The following is a 17,747-nucleotide window of genomic DNA, read 5'->3' as shown; positions in this document are numbered from 1 at the left end:
AAATTTCTGTCTTAGCTGAAAATCGCCTGCAGCGCGGCCGGTTCCATGCCCGCCGCCAGCGCCAGCATCAGGAGCACGCGCGCCTTCTGCGGATTCAGCGCGCCCGCGGCGATGAAACCGCCGGCATCGTCGTCCACCTCGACGTTGCGGCCAACCCTGCCTGAGCCGGTGCGGGTCGCGCGCACCACGGCAACCCCCTGTTGCGCCGCCCGCTGCAACGCCTGCAGGGCCGCGTCCGACGCATTGCCGTCGCCCACCCCCGCCAGCACGAGGCCACGCGCGCGCGATGCCGCCAAATCGATCAACGCGCCGTCCACGCCCGCATAGGCGTAGAGGATGTCCACGCGCGGCCATTCGCCTTGCGGCAATGCGTAGCGCGCGGACGCGGGCGCCTGGGCCGCCGGCCGCACGAAATGCGGCTGTCCGGCATGCATGGCTCCCGCGCGGCCGCAGGCAGGCGATGCGAAGGCGTCCACCCCGTTGGCGCACATCTTCTGCACCCACTCGGCCTCGTGGATCTCGTCGTTCATCAGCACCAGCGGCCCGCGCCCGGCGGCCTGCGGATGCGCCGCCAGGGCGACGGCGTTGTACAAATTCGCGGGCCCGTCCGCGCCCAATGCGGTGGCGGGCCGCATGGCGCCCACCAGCACGACCGGCTTGGACCAGGGCAGCACCAGGCTCAACAGGTACGCCGTCTCTTCCAGCGTGTCGGTGCCGTGCGTGATGACGATGCCATCCACGGCATCGTCGGCGCACAGCGCGGCGACGCGCGTGCCCAGGACGGTCCAGGTGTCCAGACCGATGTTCTGACTGCCCACGCTGGCCACCTGCTCGGCCCGCAGGTTTGCCAGACGATCCAGGCCCGGCACCGCGGCAAGCAGTTGCTCGACGGGCAGCGAGCCCGCGCGATACGCCCCGGACGGCTGCCCGGTCTGCGCGCCGGCGATGGTGCCGCCAGTGGCCAGCAGCGCGATGACCGGCAATGCGGCGTCAGGCATCGATCACTCCGGACAGGCCCTGGCGCTCGAGCAGCGAATTCAGGTGCTCCCAGCCATGGAAGTCGATCACGATCTGGCCCTTCTCGCGCGCGCCGACCTTCAGCGAGACGCGCGTGCCCAGGTGGTCGGACAGCGCCTCTTCCAGGCGCGCCACATCGCGCGAAGCGCCGGCGCTCTTCTTGCGCGGCGCGGCTTCGGCGTCCTTCTGCGTGCGGGCCACCAGCTTCTCGGCCTCGCGCACCGACAGCCGCTTGGCCACGATCTGGTTGGCCAGCTGGATCTGCGTGGCGGCGTCCACGGCCAGCAGCGCGCGGGCGTGCCCCATGTCCACGTCGCCGGCCAGCAGCATCGTTTGCACCGGCGAAGCCAGGTTCAACAGGCGCAGCAGGTTGCTGGTGGCCGAGCGCGAGCGGCCGATGGCCTGCGCGGCCTGTTCGTGCGTCAGGCCGAACTCGTCCAGCAGTCGGCGCACGCCGTGCGCTTCTTCCAGCGGGTTAAGGTCTTCGCGCTGGATGTTCTCGATCAGCGCCATCACGGCCGCGTTCTCGTCGGGCACCTCGCGCACCAGCACGGGCACCTCCTTCAGGCCGGCCAGTTGCGCCGCGCGGAAGCGCCGTTCGCCCGCGATGATCTCGTACTCGCCTTCGCCTTCGTTCTGCAACGCGCGCACCAGGATGGGCTGCATGATGCCCTGGGTGCGGATCGATTCGGCCAGCTCGGCCAGCGCGCCCTCGTCCATACGCGTACGCGGCTGGTACTTGCCCGCGCGCATGCGCGTGACGGGCAGCACGGTGGGCGGGCCTTCGGGCTGCGCGGGCGCCTTGCCTATGTTGTCGATGGCCGGCGAATCCGCGCCGAGCAATGCATCCAGGCCACGGCCGAGTCCCTTGGGTTTTTTGGTCGCCATAAAGTGCAGTTCCTTTTATTTCAACGGGTCCCCGGCGGGCTCAGGCGGCCGCGCCATCAGGCAACGATCGATACCAGTATTCGTAGCGGTCGGACATGCCCAACCGCGCATACAACGCGCGCGCCGCCACGTTCTGCGACTCGACCTGCAGATAGGCCTGGCGCACGCCCCGGCGCGCCGCGCAGGCCATCAGGTAATGCATCAGTCGCGTGGCCACGCCCTGCCCTCGTCGCTGGACCGACGTGATGACGTCGAAGATGCCCATCAGGCCGCCGTCGAACACGGCAAGCGCGCCGGCGATGCACGTTCCGTCGGCATCGTAGGCCAGCACCGGCAAGGTATCCACAGCCAGTGCCGCGACGCGCGCCGCGTGTTCGGAGACGTCCACAGCGCTGGCGCCGCGCATGGCGCCGACGGCTGTGCAGAACGCCTGCGCGTCGACGTGTTCCACGCGCAATGCCGTGGACAAAGGCAAGAGGCCGGCCGGAACCGGTCCCGCCATCACCCGCGTGGCGTCGTACGCGACGAAGCCGCGCGCCTGCAATGCCGCGTCCAGCGAGGGATCGGGGCACAACGACGTCAGGCGAAACAGCATGGGGAGGCCATGGCGCGCATACCAGCCGGCGCAGTACGCCAGACGCTCGTCGAGCTCGCCAGTGGATGGGCCCAGCACGCTGATGCAGCGCATGCGCTTGGCCCGCGATGGCGCCCAGCGCACCAGCCAGCCGTCGTACAGCATCTGCTGGCGCACGGCGGTGGCGTTCAGCGCGGCCTCCTCGATGCGCAGCGACTGCCCCGGCACCGCGTCCCTCATGGGCGCGGCAGATGGTGAGTCTTGGGCGGGCGTGGCCAGGGCGTCGCTGGGCATGATGGTCAGATCGAAGCGTCCATGGTCTTCACGCGCTCGATCATCTCGGCGCCGAACGAGATGTAGGCCTGCGCGCCACGCGACGCGCGGTCGTACACCACACCCGGCATGCCGTAGCTGGGCGCCTCGGCCAGGCGCACGTTGCGTGGCACCACGGTCTTGAACACCTTGTCGCCGAAATGCGATTCGAGCTGCGCGGACACCTGCTGCTGCAGCGTCATGCGCGGGTCGAACATCACGCGCAGCAGCCCGATGACGCGCAGGTCGCTGTTGATGTTGCGGTGGACGCGCTTGATGGTGTTGACCAGGTCGGACAGGCCTTCCAGCGCAAAGTATTCGCACTGCATGGGGATGATGACGCCGTGGGCCGCCGCCAGGCCGTTCAGCGTGAGCAGGGACAAGGTGGGCGGACAATCGATCAGCACGAAATCGTATTGCCCGGCCACGGTGAGGATCGCCGCCTTGAGCTGGCGTTCGCGCGACTCCATCTCGACCAGGTCGATCTCGGCGCCGGCCAGCTCGCGGTTGGCGGGCAGCACGTCGTAGCCGCCGGGCTCGGAGCGCACGCGCGCATCCTCGATGGACGAATCGCCGATCAGCACTTGATAGAGGGTCGCGCGCAGCGTGCCCTTGTCGATGCCGCTGCCCATGGTGGCATTGCCTTGCGGGTCGAGATCGACCAGCAGCACCCGTTGCCCTTGCGTGGCCAGGCCCGCCGCGAGATTGATGGCGGTGGTGGTCTTGCCGACCCCGCCCTTCTGATTGGCGATGCAGAAGATGCGGGCGGACTTGCTGGGCGGAATGGTGGTCATGGGGTTCCTTCGTGAATCCTTAGCGGCGGCGCATCCAGATCAGGCAGCGCTGGGCATCCAGCTCGGGCACGACCAGCGGTTCGATTCGCTGCACGTGCCACACGCCATGCTGATGCAAGGCGTCGATTTCGGCGTCGGGGATCTTGCCTTTCATGGCGACGAGATCGCCGCCCTCTTTTACGTGGCGGCCGGACCAGGCCGCGAAATCCTCGAGCGACGCAAAGGCCCGCGACACGACCATGTCGCAGCCGGCGGGATCGAGCGATTCGATGCGGGCATGCCGGGCCTGCAGATTGGGCAAGCCGAGGGCGCCGCTCATCTGCCGCACGAACGCCATCTTCTTGTCCACGGCATCCACGCAGGTAACCTGCCAGCCCGGCTGAAGCGCGGCCAACACTGCACCCGGCAATCCGCCGCCAGAGCCGACGTCCATGATGGTGGCCTGCTCGCCCAGGATGCTTGCAAGCGGCGGCACCACGGCCAGGCTGTCGAACACGTGATGCACCAGCATCTGCTCGCCATCGCGGATGGCGGTCAGGTTGTAGGTGCGGTTCCAGCGCTGCAGCTGCGCGACGTAACGCAGCAACGTATCCCGTTGCCGGGGCTGTGGGTCCAGCCCCAGTTGCTGGCAAGCCGCCGTCAGCCGACTCGAGGCGTCGGCGGAGATGGTGTCTGCCGGACTCATGCCGCCTGCTTGCGCGCGCTGTATTGCAGGCGCTTCAGATGGATCAACAGCAGCGAAATCGCGGCGGGCGTGACGCCCGAGATGCGGGCCGCCTGGCCGATGGTCTCGGGACGATGCGTCTTGAGCTTCTGGCGCACCTCGAACGACAGGCTGGTGACGGCGTCGTAATCCAGGTCGCCGGGCAATGGCTGCTGCTCATGCGCGGCGTGCTTCTGGACTTCATCCTGCTGTCGCGCGATGTAGCCGGCGTACTTGGTCTGGATCTCGACCTGCTCGGCCAGAACCTCGTCCGCGGCCAGACCCGGCCCGGCCAGCAACTCGCCGTCTTCCCCGCGAGCCTGCATCAAGCTTGCGTAGCTTACGTTGGGACGCCGGAGAAGATCAGTTAGTGAGTATTCACGTTCAATTGCTTTGCCTAGCAGCGCTTCCGCTTGTTCAGCGGGCAACAACCGCGGATTGACCCAGGTCGATTTCAGGCGCTGCAATTCATTCTCGATGGCATCGCGCTTGCGGCTGAAAGCGTCCCAACGCACGTCATCGACCAAGCCCAGTTTGCGGCCGGTTTCCGTCAAACGCAGGTCGGCGTTGTCTTCACGAAGACTGAGCCGATACTCGGCACGCGACGTAAACATGCGGTACGGCTCGGTGACGCCACGCGTTACCAGGTCATCAACGAGCACGCCAAGATACGCTTCGTCGCGACGCGGGGTCCATTGATCCTTGCCCTGCGCGAGCAATGCCGCGTTCACGCCTGCCAGCAGGCCTTGGGCGGCCGCCTCTTCGTAACCCGTAGTGCCGTTGATCTGGCCGGCAAAAAACAGGTTGGAGATGGCCTTGGTCTCCAAGGTCGACTTCAGGCCGCGCGGGTCGAAGTAGTCGTATTCGATGGCATAGCCAGGACGAAGAATGTGGGCCTGATCCAGGCCAGGCAACGAACGAATCAGATCGAGCTGTACGTCGAACGGCAAGCTGGTAGACACGCCGTTGGGATAGACCTCGTGCGTGTCCAGGCCTTCCGGCTCCAGGAACACCTGATGCGAAGACTTGTCCGCGAACCGATGGATCTTGTCCTCGATGGAGGGACAATACCGCGGCCCCACCCCTTCGATCACGCCGCTGTACATCGGCGACCTGTCCAGCCCGCCCCGGATGATGTCATGGGTGCGTTCGTTGGTATGCGTGATCCAACACGGCACCTGACGCGGGTGCATCGCAGCGTTGCCCAGATACGAGAATACCGGGATCGGATTCAGGTCGCCGGGTTGCTCTTCCAGGACGCTGTAGTTGATGGTGCGGCCATCGATGCGCGGCGGAGTACCGGTCTTCAATCGCCCTTGGGGCAACTGCAATTCCTTCAGTCGTGCGCCCAATGAGATTGCCGGAGGATCGCCAGCGCGGCCACCGGAGTAATTCTGCAAACCGACATGGATGAGGCCATTAAGGAACGTCCCTGCCGTCAGGACTACCGAACGGGCCCGGAACTTCAAGCCGATCTGCGTCACGGCGCCGACCACCTTGTCGCCTTCCACCATCAGGTCATCCACTGCCTGCTGGAACAGCCACAAGTTGGGTTGGTTTTCGAGCCGGGTACGGATGGACTTGCGGTACAGCACACGGTCGGCCTGGGCGCGGGTCGCGCGAACGGCTGGGCCCTTTGAACCGTTGAGGATGCGGAACTGGATGCCGGCCTCGTCCGTGGCAATGGCCATGGCGCCCCCAAGCGCATCCACCTCTTTCACAAGGTGACCCTTCCCTATCCCACCAATCGAAGGATTGCAGGACATCTGTCCTAGCGTTTCGATATTGTGGGTAAGAAGCAAGGTGGTTGCGCCAGTACGGGCAGAGGCCAGGGCGGCTTCCGTACCAGCGTGACCGCCACCAACGACGATCACATCAAATTCGCGGGGGAAATCCATGATGGGCAGAGATAAAGAGCTCAGTGCTCATTATAGGCGCAGCGAGTTGATGTTTCACGTGGAACATGGATGTCTGTAGCACAGCGTGGGGACTTTGACACGGTGGCTTGGAATGCGGTGTTTCACGTGAAACATTACGGGCCCGTGAGATCGGGTTGGAATTATAGGGACAGATAAAGCTGGTCAGCCGGTTGCAACTACTGTAGATAAGAGCCATGCGCAGATCCACATGGGCGGACGGACACAGTCTCATGACCTGTGCGACGTCCATCCACGGCCATCATCCAAAAGTGACTACAGCAGTCGTGCTTAGCGATTCCGTCATCGGCGTGCCGACGTATGGGTCCGCTGTCGCCGTGCCCTCACCCGCCCACCTGCTGGCCTTCAACTCATGCGCTCGACGCAAATTCTCATCGGGCCCGTTTCGGTTTTCGGCCAGCCTGCCGGCCCGCGACTGGAGGGGCGGTCCAATCAACGCTTACCGCGAGTGACTTCGCGGGCTAGCGATGGCGCACGACAGTCTGCAGCACGTGGAAAGGGGGCGAACTCCGTGGGGGTTAGGGTCAGGTTGAGGCCCGGCGGAGGTTCGGAAGAGGCAGAGCAGCAACGCCACAGCGATTCGAGCTTACGATGTTTCACGTGAAACATCGGACGTTTCACGACGGTAAGTGCGATTCCACCGTTTAGAAGAGCGATGCGATCAGGCTACGACAGCGGCAGGTGCAGTACCAGATAGGTCCAACAGATGTCCGCCAGGCCGTCGTCACTGTCCGGCGGCTATGCAAGCTCTAACCTATAAGCGGCTACGGTTCACAAGATTCACGCACCTTGTGCCCCAGAGGCTGCCATGGAAAAAGGACCCGGCTCAGCTTCGATCTCCAACCACAATGCGCATCACCCCGCAGTAAGCAAGGGGTAGAAAGAGCCACCCTGCCCTTAACGCGGATGCACACAACCGGCCGTCCCGATCCCGGGCAACAAGGTGCCGGGGCGCAAGGTAGAGGTGGCGAGCAAGGGCGAACCGAAAGCTCTTGTCTTCGTGTACCGCATGCCTTGATAGGCAAATGCGCCCCAGCGTAGCTCTCAACTGAGGGACAATTCGGCCTTGATGAGCCAGCGAATTCACTAAACCGCGATGTCAGCTCCCGATGCGGATTCATGGCTACCCTGTCTTCAACCCAGCTGTGGGCCCCTAATTCTCGGCAGGTGAATCCCAGGCATTTTTGGCTACGGAGAATCCAGGCTGAGCTGATGCCTGTCGAGAAGTAGCTGAAAAGCTTCGCCATCCTGAGCCTTGCGGGCGTACAGACACGAAGTGCGAACCCAAACTTGGCCCAGCCCTGACCAGCAGATTGATTAGGATTCGGATGCGGGCCTAGCCTACGGCAGGCTTGGCCAAGCGAGCCCGGACCGGAAACCTTGGGTCGGACGTCGGCCTGATCTGAGTCTGAATTGGTCATGTGCCGAGGCCTGGGACTGAGGCTGGGATGTAACGGGCGCGGATTTGGCCCGGTATCGAGGTCATGGTTGGGTATGGCCTGGGCCAGGGTAAGGCGCTGAGGCCGTGGTCGGTATTGGCTTAGCTCTATCTTTCGGGCCTGGCTTGGACCTGTCTCTGGGCTAGTTGCACTTGGCCTGAGCTCGGTCTGGGCCTGATCCGTGCCTAACTCCGGCTTGGGCATGTATGCCTGCCCGCAGGGCAACGACCTGTTCAGAACTAATCCCCGTTGGAGCCCGGTGATAGCAAGCGCTACCGCTGTCAAAAACTTGAGGAACCAGCCGGATGTTATTGGACAGTACCCAGGTCGAGAGCCGGACCAAACCCAATCCGCGGCGGGACAGCATGAAAAGGGGAGCCAAACTCGGCGCAGATCGGCCTGGGAGGGCCAAGTTCAGGCGCCACACAATGGGCTTGTAGGCCACCGCAAGCAGCTGGAGAGACAGGCTGGGACCGACCCAGACGGCATCAAGAACCAGGCAACGTTTTATGCCTGGACAGAACGGATCCGGCAGCGGCATGAGCAGACTCCTGCTAAGACCGTATAACCGCCCTTCCCTGGTGGGACAGGACTCCACCTTAGTTCGCCGTGGGCGGCCCCTCCAAAGCAGCTGGCAGGCCAAACAATCCCCGGCCACTGGCTTATATACGCCAGGTACGAGCATTTCGCAGCCGGGCTGCCAGCTACAGCAGTGCCCGCATCAGCGGCATGCTTTGAACGTTGCTACAAGTACCGCTATGGACGTCGGTGACGTCATCACCCCCATTCTCGCACCACATATGCAAGAGTACGGCGTGGCTTCAATACCTACCGCAAGGCTATGCGGGGAACCCAGCGACGCACCGCGTATTGTCGGCCTGCGGATGGCTGCCCAACGAGAGATATCCCAGCGTCCCTCAAAGGCCTCCTGTCCATGCCGCCATGACAGTCCTACATTCCGGCGCAGCATCTCCCATGAAGAGTACGGCAGCGAGGTCGACGCCTGTGCTGTGACGCCGGCCAGACGACTCACCCGTCGTCGATCCTCGTCCAGCCGGCGTCGGCCGGCCAGGCCCCGTCATCTCAAGCCGCCGTAGGGCCGCAGCGGTCAACCACCAATGCTTCCCATGCAGGGCGCTTGGCGGTGCGACGGACCTATCCCACATGAATGCGACAGCATGCGCGCTGGCCCCCATTCGCTCCCTCGCGTCGCAATGCACACCGGTCCGGGAATGCATCATCGAGAATCGAACCCGACAGCCTCATTGGTCGATCCCCTCACCCGGCTAGACCAGGACGCAACCGAAATGGGATTTCACGTGAAATACCAAGCGACTGAGGCCACCTGTGGATAACGAGAAAAGCGGTGTAGGCTGCGCCAGTCCAAGCAAAGCCTGCAACCGGCAGCGAAGACGTACCCCCAGCCCCTCTCGGCATTCGCACAACACGATACGATGTTCGAGTTTTCCACAGCGCTCCATGACCCCGGCAACGCAGGCTGTGGAAAGATCGAATACTTCGAAGCTGCGGCGGTGGGGATAACTCCGTTGCTCCAGGGAGTCTGTATGCTTCGCTGGGGACAACTGGTCACCCGTGCGCCAGGTTGCCAACGTTGCCTGTTGATAAGCAGACTCGCCAAGCCAGCCTAAGCTCGCTTTTCAGATATCCACAGCCCGGTAGCTGACAGCTTCAACACGCGCTCTGGAGAGGGCACAAACGCGATAGAACCGATAAAATACAACTAGATACAATATATATACAAAATGTATCGTTCCACGTGGAACCGTCTGTGGCAGCGGTATAGCCGTAACTCCTAAGCCGATCGCACTATTGCTTTCCGAACGGCAGTATCTTGGCGAACTTCAGTAAGCAAACTGACATGCCAACACCCGGCAGCTTTCTCCTCCACATCTGAATCCCGCCGGGCAAAATGCCGAAGACACCATCTACATAGGTGCTCCATGTTGAACACCCAACGTGGCCGTAATCCCCAACGATATCCACACCCCGCCAAGCCCCGTGATGTACCAAAATAAGGTCCGATGAAAGCCGCCAAGATTGTGGATATCTATGTGAGCAACCTGGTGGAAAAAGTATATGGGAGGCGACAGGCAGACCGGACGAGGTAACACTCAAAATGAGAAAAATCCCACTATTAGCCATAATCGCTATGTGCGGAGCAGCATAATTCGAAGAAACCACACAGCAATTGAGGCTCCATCCCATTTTTTGATATCCCCAAGAAGAATGCTCACAGCGGCCGACTGTGGTCAAAACACAATCGAGGATGTGTAAAACTGTATTACGCGAGAGATGGCCTGCGGTGTTCGAACGGTGGCCGGCTACCGGCTGGCAGCCTGAGAAAATAAAGTTATCCACAGAAACGGCCCGAGCGGTGTAGCCGTGCTGGCAGCACCTGGACGCACCTGGATTTGTACCTGTACAAATGTAAACGCCCCACTCGCCATGGGCGGTGGGGCGTCAAAGACCGGCACGCGAAGCACCGGATCGGGAAAACCGGTGGGGCTTACAGGGGGCGGATTTCCGCGGCCTGCGGGCCCTTGGGGCCGTCTTTCACCTCGTATTCGACTTCCTGGCCTTCGTTCAGGCTGCGATAGCCACGGCCTTGAATAGCCGAGAAATGGGCGAACACTTCAGTGCCGCCCTCGTCCGGAGTGATGAAACCATAGCCCTTGTCAGCGTTGAACCACTTGACCTTGCCTTTTTGTGCCATTTGTATTGCGTCCAGATGATGAAAACGAAATGCAAGTGAATCAAGGACGCTGAGACCTACACCTGGCGGGCGGACGCCCATGGAAGTGGCGTAAGGCCAATCTGGACACTGCAACCAAGCTTGCGCACTGCTTGAGTCAACTGCAGAGGCAGCATACTCACGGCCCTGGCGGTATACAACTGGTTGTTTACCCCAATGTCGCATTTCTTTCAGTCCCCTATCAGGCAGTTGTGCATCGCGGCGGCGGCGGCGGGAAGACGTATCATTCTTGCCAACCCCGGCCTGGGCCAGAGAAGCCCTGCCCGGCCTACCGCATCGCGCCGACACCCCAGACCATGATCCGCTCCAAGCTTCCCGACGTAGGCACCACCATCTTCACCGTGATGAGCCGCCTGGCCATCGAGCACCAGGCCATCAACCTGGGGCAGGGATTTCCTGATTTCGACCCGGATCCGAGGCTGTGCGGGCTGGTGTCCAAGGCGATGGCCGACGGACACAACCAGTACCCGTACATGCCCGGCGTGGCCCCGCTGCGCGCCGCAATCGCCGCCAAGGTACAGACACTGTACGGCCATGCCTATGACCCGGAGACGGAGATCACGGTCACCAGCGGCGCCACGGAAGCGTTGATGGCCACGGTGCTGGCGGCGGTGAATACCGGCGACGAAGTGGTAGTGATCGAGCCCTGCTACGACTCGTACCTGCCCGCCATCCGCCTGGCCGGCGGCACGGCCGTGCCCGTGCCCCTGCGCCCGCCTACGGAGGCTGATCCGTACTACCGGGTCGATTGGCAACGCGTGCGCGACGCCATCACGCCACGCACGCGCCTGCTGATGCTGAACTTCCCGCACAACCCGACGGGCGCGGTGCTGCAGGAGAGCGACCTGGACGCGCTGGAGGCCATCGTGCGCGACACGGGCATCCTGCTGGTGTCCGACGAGGTGTACGAGCACATCGTGTTCGACGGCGTGCCGCACAACAGCCTGGCGCGCCGGCCGCTGCTGGCCCGGCACGCCTTCATCATCTCGTCTTTCGGCAAGACCTATCACACCACGGGCTGGAAGATCGGCTACTGCTGCGCGCCGCGCGAGCTGAGCGCCGAACTGCGCAAGGTGCACCAGTTCATGGTGTTCACCGTACCGTCGCCGATGCAGTTCGCGCTGGCCGAGTACATGCAGGACCCGCAGCCGTATCTCGACCTTCCGGCGTTCTACCAGGCCAAGCGCGATCGCCTGTCGGCGGGCCTGGCAGGCACGCAGTTCCGCCCGCTGCCCAGCCCCGGCACCTTCTTCCTGCTGGCGGACTACGGCGCGCTGTCGCAGCAGAACGAAGCGGATTTCGCGCGGCAGCTGACCGTGGAACACGGCGTGACGGTGATCCCGGTATCGGCGTTCTATCGCGACCCGAACGCGGCCGAATCCAACCATCGCATCGTACGCTTCTGCTTCGCCAAGCGCGACGCCACGCTGGACGCCGCCATCGAGCGGCTGAAGAAGGTCCAAGCCTGAACAATCTGCTTGACACTTCAAGCATCGCCAATACCGGCAAGGAGGCCGCGCTCCACGCCCGAGCTGCCCATGTCGACAGGCAAAGCGGCCATCGGCGCGGTCCCGATGACCGGATGCGGAGCCATGCCGCATCACTGGCTCACGACGATCGACGCATAAAAAAGGGGCCGCGACAGCGGCCCCTGCAAACGTCAGCCAGGCGGATCAGCCCGCGGCGTCCTGCTTGCGCTTGCGGCGCAGCACACGCATCAGCATCGGCACACCCACCACGGCTACGGCGGCAATCCACAGACCTTGCGATACGCCGCTGGCGTACAGCACGGAGACTTCACCATTGGTCATCGACAGCGCACGGCGCAGGTTCTGCTCCATCATGTCGCCCAGCACCACGCCCAGCACCATCGGCGCCATGGGTACGTTGAACTTGCGCAGGAAATAGCCCAGCGTACCGAGCGCGACCACCATCAGCAGATCGAACGACCCCGCGTTGATCGCATACACACCGATGTAGCTGATGCACAGGATGCCCGGCACCATCAGCCAGCCCGGCACGGACAGCACCTTGGCGAACACGCGCACCATGGGCACGTTCATGACGAACAGCAGCACGTTGGCGATGAACAGCGACGCGATCAGGCCCCAGACCAGCTCGGGCTTGGTGTCGAACAGCACCGGGCCCGGCGTGATGTTGTAGAGCGTCAGCGCGCCCATCATCACGGCGGTGGTGCCCGAGCCCGGCACGCCCAGCGTCAGCATCGGCACGAAGGAACCGATGGCCGAGGCGGTGGCGGCGGCTTCGGGCGCGACCAGGCCGCGCATGTCGCCCTTGCCGAACTTGGCGTTGGGGTCCTTGTTCTCGATGATGCGCTTCTCTTGCGAGTAGGCCACGGCGGCGGCCACGCTGGCGCCCGCGCCCGGCAGCACGCCGACCACGAAACCGACCAGCGCGCTGCGCACCACGCTCCACCACGTGAACGCCATCTCGGCCAGGTTGAACAGCTTGCGGCCGCTGGGCTTGACCTCCACGCTCTGGCCGCCCGCCACCTTCTCGAGCATTTCCAGCATCTCGGCCACGGCGAACAGCGCGATCACGACGACCACGAAGTCGATGCCGTCGGACAGGTGGACCATGTCGAAGGTGTAGCGGTACACGCCCGAGTTGGCGTCCACGCCCACCACCGAGATGAACAGGCCGATCATCGCGGCCAGCACGCCCTTGACGGGCTCCTTGCCCAGCAGGCTGGTCAGGCAGCAGAACGCGAACACCATCAGCACGAAGTACTCGGCAGGGCCGAACGCCAGCGCCCATTGCGCCAGCAGCGGCGCCAGGATGATGATGCCGGTGACCGACACGATGGCGCCGAAGAACGCCGACCAGGCCGACAGCGACAGCGCCACGCTGGCCAGGCCCTGGCGGGCCAGCGGATAGCCATCCAGCGTGGTCATGATCGCGCTGGCTTCGCCGGGCACGTTCAGCAGGATCGAGGTGATGCGGCCGCCGTACTCTGCGCCCACGTACACCGCGGCCAGCAGGATCAGCGCGGTCTCGGGCGGCAGATTCATCGCGAACGCGATGGGGATCAGCATGGCCACGCCGTTGATGGGACCCAGCCCGGGCAGCACGCCGACCATGGTGCCGAAGAAGGAACCGATGGCCGCGACCAGCAGGTTGGTCAGCGAGAACGCAACGCCGAAGCCGATTGCGAGGTGGTCGAAGATGCCGCTCATTTCAGCCTCCGCATGGCCGCCGCAAAGAGGCCGACGCCCCCACGGGGGGCAACGAACATGGTGAGTGTGGGGCTCATAGCAAGCCTCCCAGGACGCCCGCCGGCAACACGACGTCGAGCACTTTGTCGAACAACAGGAAGAACAGCACGCCCATCACCGCGCCGCCCAGGGCGCATTTGCCCCAGCCGCCGCCGAACAGGCGGCCGACGAAGACCGTCATCAGCGCCGTGGACAACACGAAACCCAGCCACTGGAACAGCACGGCATAGATCGCGGCGTACACGACCATCATGAAGATGCGGCCGTTGGCGCCGGGAGGGTTCGTTTCCATGTGCCGGGCGCCGCCCTTGAAGACCAGCCACAGCCCGCAGAGGGCGATGATGACGGCCAGCAGCATCGGGAAGGCGCGCGGACCGACCGGCTCGTACGAGAACGGCGCCTCGATGTCCCAGCCGCCCCAGGTGATGAAGGCGGCCAGGAACAGGGCGAAGACGCCCAAAATTCGATCATTCATGATCCGTATTCCTGGAGTTGGCGCACAGCGCCGCCCGCGCGCCGTCCCACGGCGCCTTCAGGCCACGTGCGCGTCGCGCGACGGGACGGCGGCCCGCGGCCGCGCGTCCGTCGCCGATGCGCGTCTTACTTCTTGATCAGGCCGAAACCGTCGGCCAGTTCGGTGTACTGCTTGACCTGCTGCTTGACGTAGTCGTCCAGTTCCTTGCCCGTCTTGTTGAACGGGAACAGGCCCTGCTGATTACGCAGCTTTTCGTATTGGGGATCGGCCATCATCTTGTTGAACGCGTCGACCCAGAACTGATAGTCGGCGTCCGACACCTTGGGGCCGACGTAGAAGCCGCGGATGATCGGCCACACGATGTCGTAGCCCTGCTCCTTGGCGGTGGGCACGTCGGCCAGCTTGCCCGGCAGGCGGTCGCTGTTGAACACGGCCAGGATGCGGATCGGCGCGCCGCCTTCCAGCATCGTGAACGCCTCGGCCGCATCGCCCATGTAGGCCTGGATGTGGCCACCGCGCAGCGCGGTGACGGCTTCGCCGCCGCCTTCGAACGCCACGAAGCGCATGCGCTTGAAATCCACGCCGGCGGCCTTGGCCGTCAGCGCCGCCTTCATCCAGTCCTGGCTGCCCACGGTGCCGCCGGCGCCCAGCACGATCTTGGTCGGGTCGGCCTTGAAGGCGTCCATCAGGCTCTTGAGGTCCTTGTACGGCGAGTCGGCGCGCACCACGGCCACGCCGTAGTCGGTGCCGATGCCGGAGACCCAGCGCACGTCGTTGACCGAGTACTTGCCGAATTTGCCCTGGGCCAGGTTCAGCAGCGAGCCGCCCGAATACGCCACGATGGTGCCGGGCTCGTTCGGGTGCTGGGCCACGATGTTGTTGTAGGCCACGGCGCCAATGCCGCCGGGCATATAGACCACGCGCATCGGGGCCTTCAGCGCGCCGCTGCTCTTGAGGCCTTCAGTGGCCAGGCGGCAGGTCAGGTCGAAGCCGCCGCCGGGCTGCGCGGGAGCGATGCATTCGGGACGGCGGGGTTCGTCGGCGGCCTGGGCCGACGAGGCCAGCGAGAGAAGGGTCAGCGCGAACGCGCCCAGTGCCGCGCCCAGGCGCGATTTCAGCGGGATCTGCATCTTGCGGTCTCCGTCAGGTTTGTAGATGTATGTCGTGCGGAGGGGCCTTTCGCCTCCCGCTGGAGCGCAACCGTACATAACCGTCCCTTTCCGGACCCTTTCAACTCAATGCATTTTTCTGGTGCGTCGCACCAAACCGGGGCGAATCGAGGGTAAACACTAGTGCCACGCGCAGTCCGGCGCGCCCTGGGCGGTTCTCGATCAGCAGTCTGGCGCCGTGGATTTCCATGATGGTGCCGACGATGGCCAGGCCCAGTCCGGCGCCACCCTTGTTCTTCCCGGCCGCCCCCCGGCGAAAGCGCACGCCGGCCCGTTCGATGTCCAGTTGCGACATGCCCGCGCCGCTGTCCTCGACCACCACGCAGGCCGCGTTGGCCTCGCGCACGACGCGCACGGTGATCTCGCCGCCGTCCGGGGTGTAGCGGATGGCGTTGTCCAGCAGGTTGCTCAGGGCCTCGCGCAGCAGCCACTCCAGGCCTTTGACCATGACGGCCGCGTCGGGCAAGTCCAGGCCCAGGTCCAGCCTGCGTGCCCGGGCGGCGGGCAGCAGGGCCCGGACGACCGTGTTCGCCAATTCCACGAGATTCACGGACTCGAAGGCCGCGCCCCCTTCCGCCAGGGTGGCGTCCTTGGCCCGGGCCAGGGACAGCATCTGGTTGGTGGTGCGGACCGCATGGTCAAGCCCCTCCTGCATGCCCAACAGGGCGGCGCGGATTTCGGCGGGGTCTTCCTCGCGCAGCGCATAGGCCGTCTGGGTACGCAGGACCGACAGGGGTGTGCGCAACTGGTGGGAGGCGTCGTCCAGGAACTGCCGCTGCACCCTCGCCTGGTCCGTAAAACGGGCCATGTGAAGGTTTACGGCATCGACCAGGGGTCGGACCTCACCCGGCACTCCGGAAGCGCTGACGGGGCTGAGATCGTCCGCGGGACGGGTCTCCAGATCCTCCTTGAGGCGTTCCAGGGGATCCAGGGCGCTGAAGACGCTCCAGATGACCACCAGGACGCTGATCAGCACCACGGCAAGGTCCCGCCCTACCGAAGTCACCAAAGCGCTCTGGAGGACCTCTGTGCGGCTTTCCAGGCTTTCGGCGACCTGGACGATCACCCTGCCCCCCTTGTCGTTGTACAGCGGCGGATCCATCGGCCGCGCCAGAGCGGCCACCCGGACCAGCTCTTCGCCGTACTGGGCATAGAAGAAGCGGGGCTCGCCGGATACCAGGGGTTCGCTCGGCAGCGGCAGGCCAGGATTGCCGATCTCGGCCAGTCCGTCCTCGGTGGCGACCCGGTAGTAGACGTGGCCCGTGGCGGTCAACTGGAAGAACTCGAGCAGCAGATAAGGCTGCTCCATGGCCAGGCCGCCGCTTGCCGTGGATATGTTGTGGTCGATCGAGCGCAGCGCGCCGGACAGCGACCGGTCGTAGGCATGGTCGACCTGGTCGCGCAGCTGGTGGTTGGACAGGTACAGCGCGGCCAGCATCACGCAGACCAGCGCCGGAATCAGCCGTCCCAGCAGGACGGCCTTGAGGGTGCGGTTACGGGGGCGTGCCGTCTGCGGGGTTTTCAACCGCGATCTCCAGGCTGTAGCCCATGCCGCGCAGCGTGACGATCTGCACGCCGGTGCCGGCCAGTTTCTTCCGCAGCCTGTGGACAAGGACTTCCACGGCTTCCAGGTTGACTTCGCTGTCGTCGGGCTGGATGCGGTCCAGGATCTGCTGCTTGCCCACGGGTTCGCCGCTGCGCTGGATCAGTACGCGCAGCACGGCGTGTTCGCGCGGAGACAGCGGCAGCACCTGGCCGGCCACGGTAAAACGCTGCGACGCGGTGTCCAGGACCAGGTTTCCCAATGCCATGCGCGGATGCTCGCGACCCCGGCTGCGACGGATCAGGGCCGTCAGGCGCGCTTCGACCTCTTCCAGGACGAACGGTTTGGGCAGGAAATCGTCGGCGCCCTCGTGCAGGGTTCCGATGCGTTCGGCCAGTGAGTCGCGCGCGGTCAGCACCAGCACGGGCGTGCGGTCGTCCCTGGCGCGCATGCGCGACAGGAGACTGTGGCCGTCCATGCCAGGCAGCCCCAGGTCCAGCACGACCGCGTCGAATTCTTCCAGGGTGAGCCGGCGCTCGGCCACGACGCCGTCGTTGGCCCATTCGACGACGAAGCCCGCATGGCGGGCGAGGCTACGAGCCAGCCAGTGCGCAAGCTCGGCTTCGTCTTCTATCAGCAGGATACGCATGGTGGTGTGCCCAGGGAGGAGTGGCGGCTGGCTGGCATGGTTTAGGTTTTCTCTTATGTTGTTCTTTATAAAAAGATTGGTAATGGATAAGGACTGTGGATAACTGCATCAACCCGAAAAAGCGATTCTATTTCATCGGCTTGCAGCCTTTTTTGCTTGTGCACGAAGTCTGTTCTGGGGATAAGTCGAAGTTGAACAACTTTTCCACAGGCGGCCGAAAACCGGGTTTGTTCAATTC

13 protein-coding genes are annotated in these 17,747 nt (G+C 64.2%); 1 reads left to right on the top strand and 12 read right to left on the bottom strand.

Annotation, left to right across the window (positions count from 1 at the left end; translation table 11 throughout):
* Positions 1-11: 11 nt before the first annotated feature.
* From FS845_RS16345 to FS845_RS16315, 7 genes are all read right to left on the bottom strand, one after another.
* On the bottom strand, positions 12-998 hold the full coding sequence (locus FS845_RS16345; RefSeq protein WP_144637191.1) for an asparaginase: 987 nt from the start codon (positions 996-998) through the stop codon (positions 12-14).
* A complete protein-coding gene (locus FS845_RS16340; RefSeq protein ID WP_144637189.1) occupies positions 991-1,905 on the bottom strand; it encodes a ParB/RepB/Spo0J family partition protein in 915 nt (304 codons plus the stop codon). Before FS845_RS16340 ends, FS845_RS16345 begins: the two co-directional genes overlap by 8 nt.
* A gap of 40 nt (positions 1,906-1,945) precedes the next feature.
* Positions 1,946-2,773, bottom strand: coding sequence for a GNAT family N-acetyltransferase (locus FS845_RS16335; RefSeq protein WP_144637187.1), 828 nt, complete (start codon positions 2,771-2,773; stop codon positions 1,946-1,948).
* Between the two features lie 5 nt (positions 2,774-2,778).
* Complete coding sequence (locus tag FS845_RS16330) at positions 2,779-3,585, bottom strand: ParA family protein (RefSeq protein ID WP_144637185.1); 807 nt, start codon at positions 3,583-3,585, stop codon at positions 2,779-2,781.
* A 19-nt stretch (positions 3,586-3,604) separates the two neighbouring features.
* Positions 3,605-4,270, bottom strand: coding sequence for a 16S rRNA (guanine(527)-N(7))-methyltransferase RsmG (gene rsmG, locus FS845_RS16325; RefSeq protein ID WP_144637184.1), 666 nt, complete (start codon positions 4,268-4,270; stop codon positions 3,605-3,607).
* Positions 4,267-6,186 (bottom strand): tRNA uridine-5-carboxymethylaminomethyl(34) synthesis enzyme MnmG, encoded by a 1,920-nt coding sequence (mnmG, locus tag FS845_RS16320; protein WP_144637182.1) that lies wholly within the window; start codon positions 6,184-6,186, stop codon positions 4,267-4,269. The genes rsmG and mnmG overlap by 4 nt, the downstream gene beginning before the upstream one ends.
* A 4,005-nt stretch (positions 6,187-10,191) precedes the next feature.
* On the bottom strand, positions 10,192-10,398 hold the full coding sequence (locus FS845_RS16315) for a cold-shock protein (RefSeq protein ID WP_066124644.1): 207 nt from the start codon (positions 10,396-10,398) through the stop codon (positions 10,192-10,194).
* 335 nt (positions 10,399-10,733) lie between these two features.
* Between FS845_RS16315 and FS845_RS16310 the strand changes: the two genes are divergently transcribed.
* Positions 10,734-11,906, top strand: a complete 1,173-nt coding sequence (locus tag FS845_RS16310) for a pyridoxal phosphate-dependent aminotransferase (protein ID WP_144637180.1) — start codon at positions 10,734-10,736, stop codon at positions 11,904-11,906.
* A 204-nt stretch (positions 11,907-12,110) separates the two neighbouring features.
* Here FS845_RS16310 and FS845_RS16305 read toward each other — a convergent pair whose 3' ends face one another.
* The 5 genes from FS845_RS16305 to FS845_RS16285 all read right to left on the bottom strand — a co-directional run bounded on the left by FS845_RS16305 (position 12,111) and on the right by FS845_RS16285 (position 17,509).
* Positions 12,111-13,634 carry a tripartite tricarboxylate transporter permease gene (locus tag FS845_RS16305; RefSeq protein ID WP_144637178.1) on the bottom strand — a complete coding sequence of 508 codons (1,524 nt, stop codon included), beginning with the start codon at positions 13,632-13,634 and terminating at the stop codon, positions 12,111-12,113.
* A 73-nt stretch (positions 13,635-13,707) separates the two neighbouring features.
* Positions 13,708-14,148: a tripartite tricarboxylate transporter TctB family protein gene (locus tag FS845_RS16300; protein WP_144637176.1), complete on the bottom strand. Its 441-nt coding sequence runs from the start codon at positions 14,146-14,148 to the stop codon at positions 13,708-13,710.
* 125 nt (positions 14,149-14,273) lie between these two features.
* Positions 14,274-15,278 carry a Bug family tripartite tricarboxylate transporter substrate binding protein gene (locus tag FS845_RS16295; RefSeq protein WP_144637174.1) on the bottom strand — a complete coding sequence of 335 codons (1,005 nt, stop codon included), beginning with the start codon at positions 15,276-15,278 and terminating at the stop codon, positions 14,274-14,276.
* 100 nt (positions 15,279-15,378) lie between these two features.
* The gene (locus tag FS845_RS16290) at positions 15,379-16,755 is read right to left on the bottom strand and encodes a sensor histidine kinase (RefSeq protein WP_144637395.1); all 1,377 of its coding nucleotides are present in this window, start codon (positions 16,753-16,755) and stop codon (positions 15,379-15,381) included.
* A 55-nt stretch (positions 16,756-16,810) separates the two neighbouring features.
* Entirely contained in the window at positions 16,811-17,509 is a 699-nt protein-coding gene (locus FS845_RS16285; protein ID WP_144637172.1) for a response regulator, read from the bottom strand.
* Positions 17,510-17,747: the final 238 nt, after the last annotated feature.

Source organism: Bordetella genomosp. 13 (assembly GCF_007679965.1).
Classification (GTDB): Bacteria; Pseudomonadota; Gammaproteobacteria; order Burkholderiales; family Burkholderiaceae_B; genus Bordetella.
Note: the sequence above shows the minus strand (reverse complement) of the source record. Positions and strands in the feature narration are given on the sequence as shown.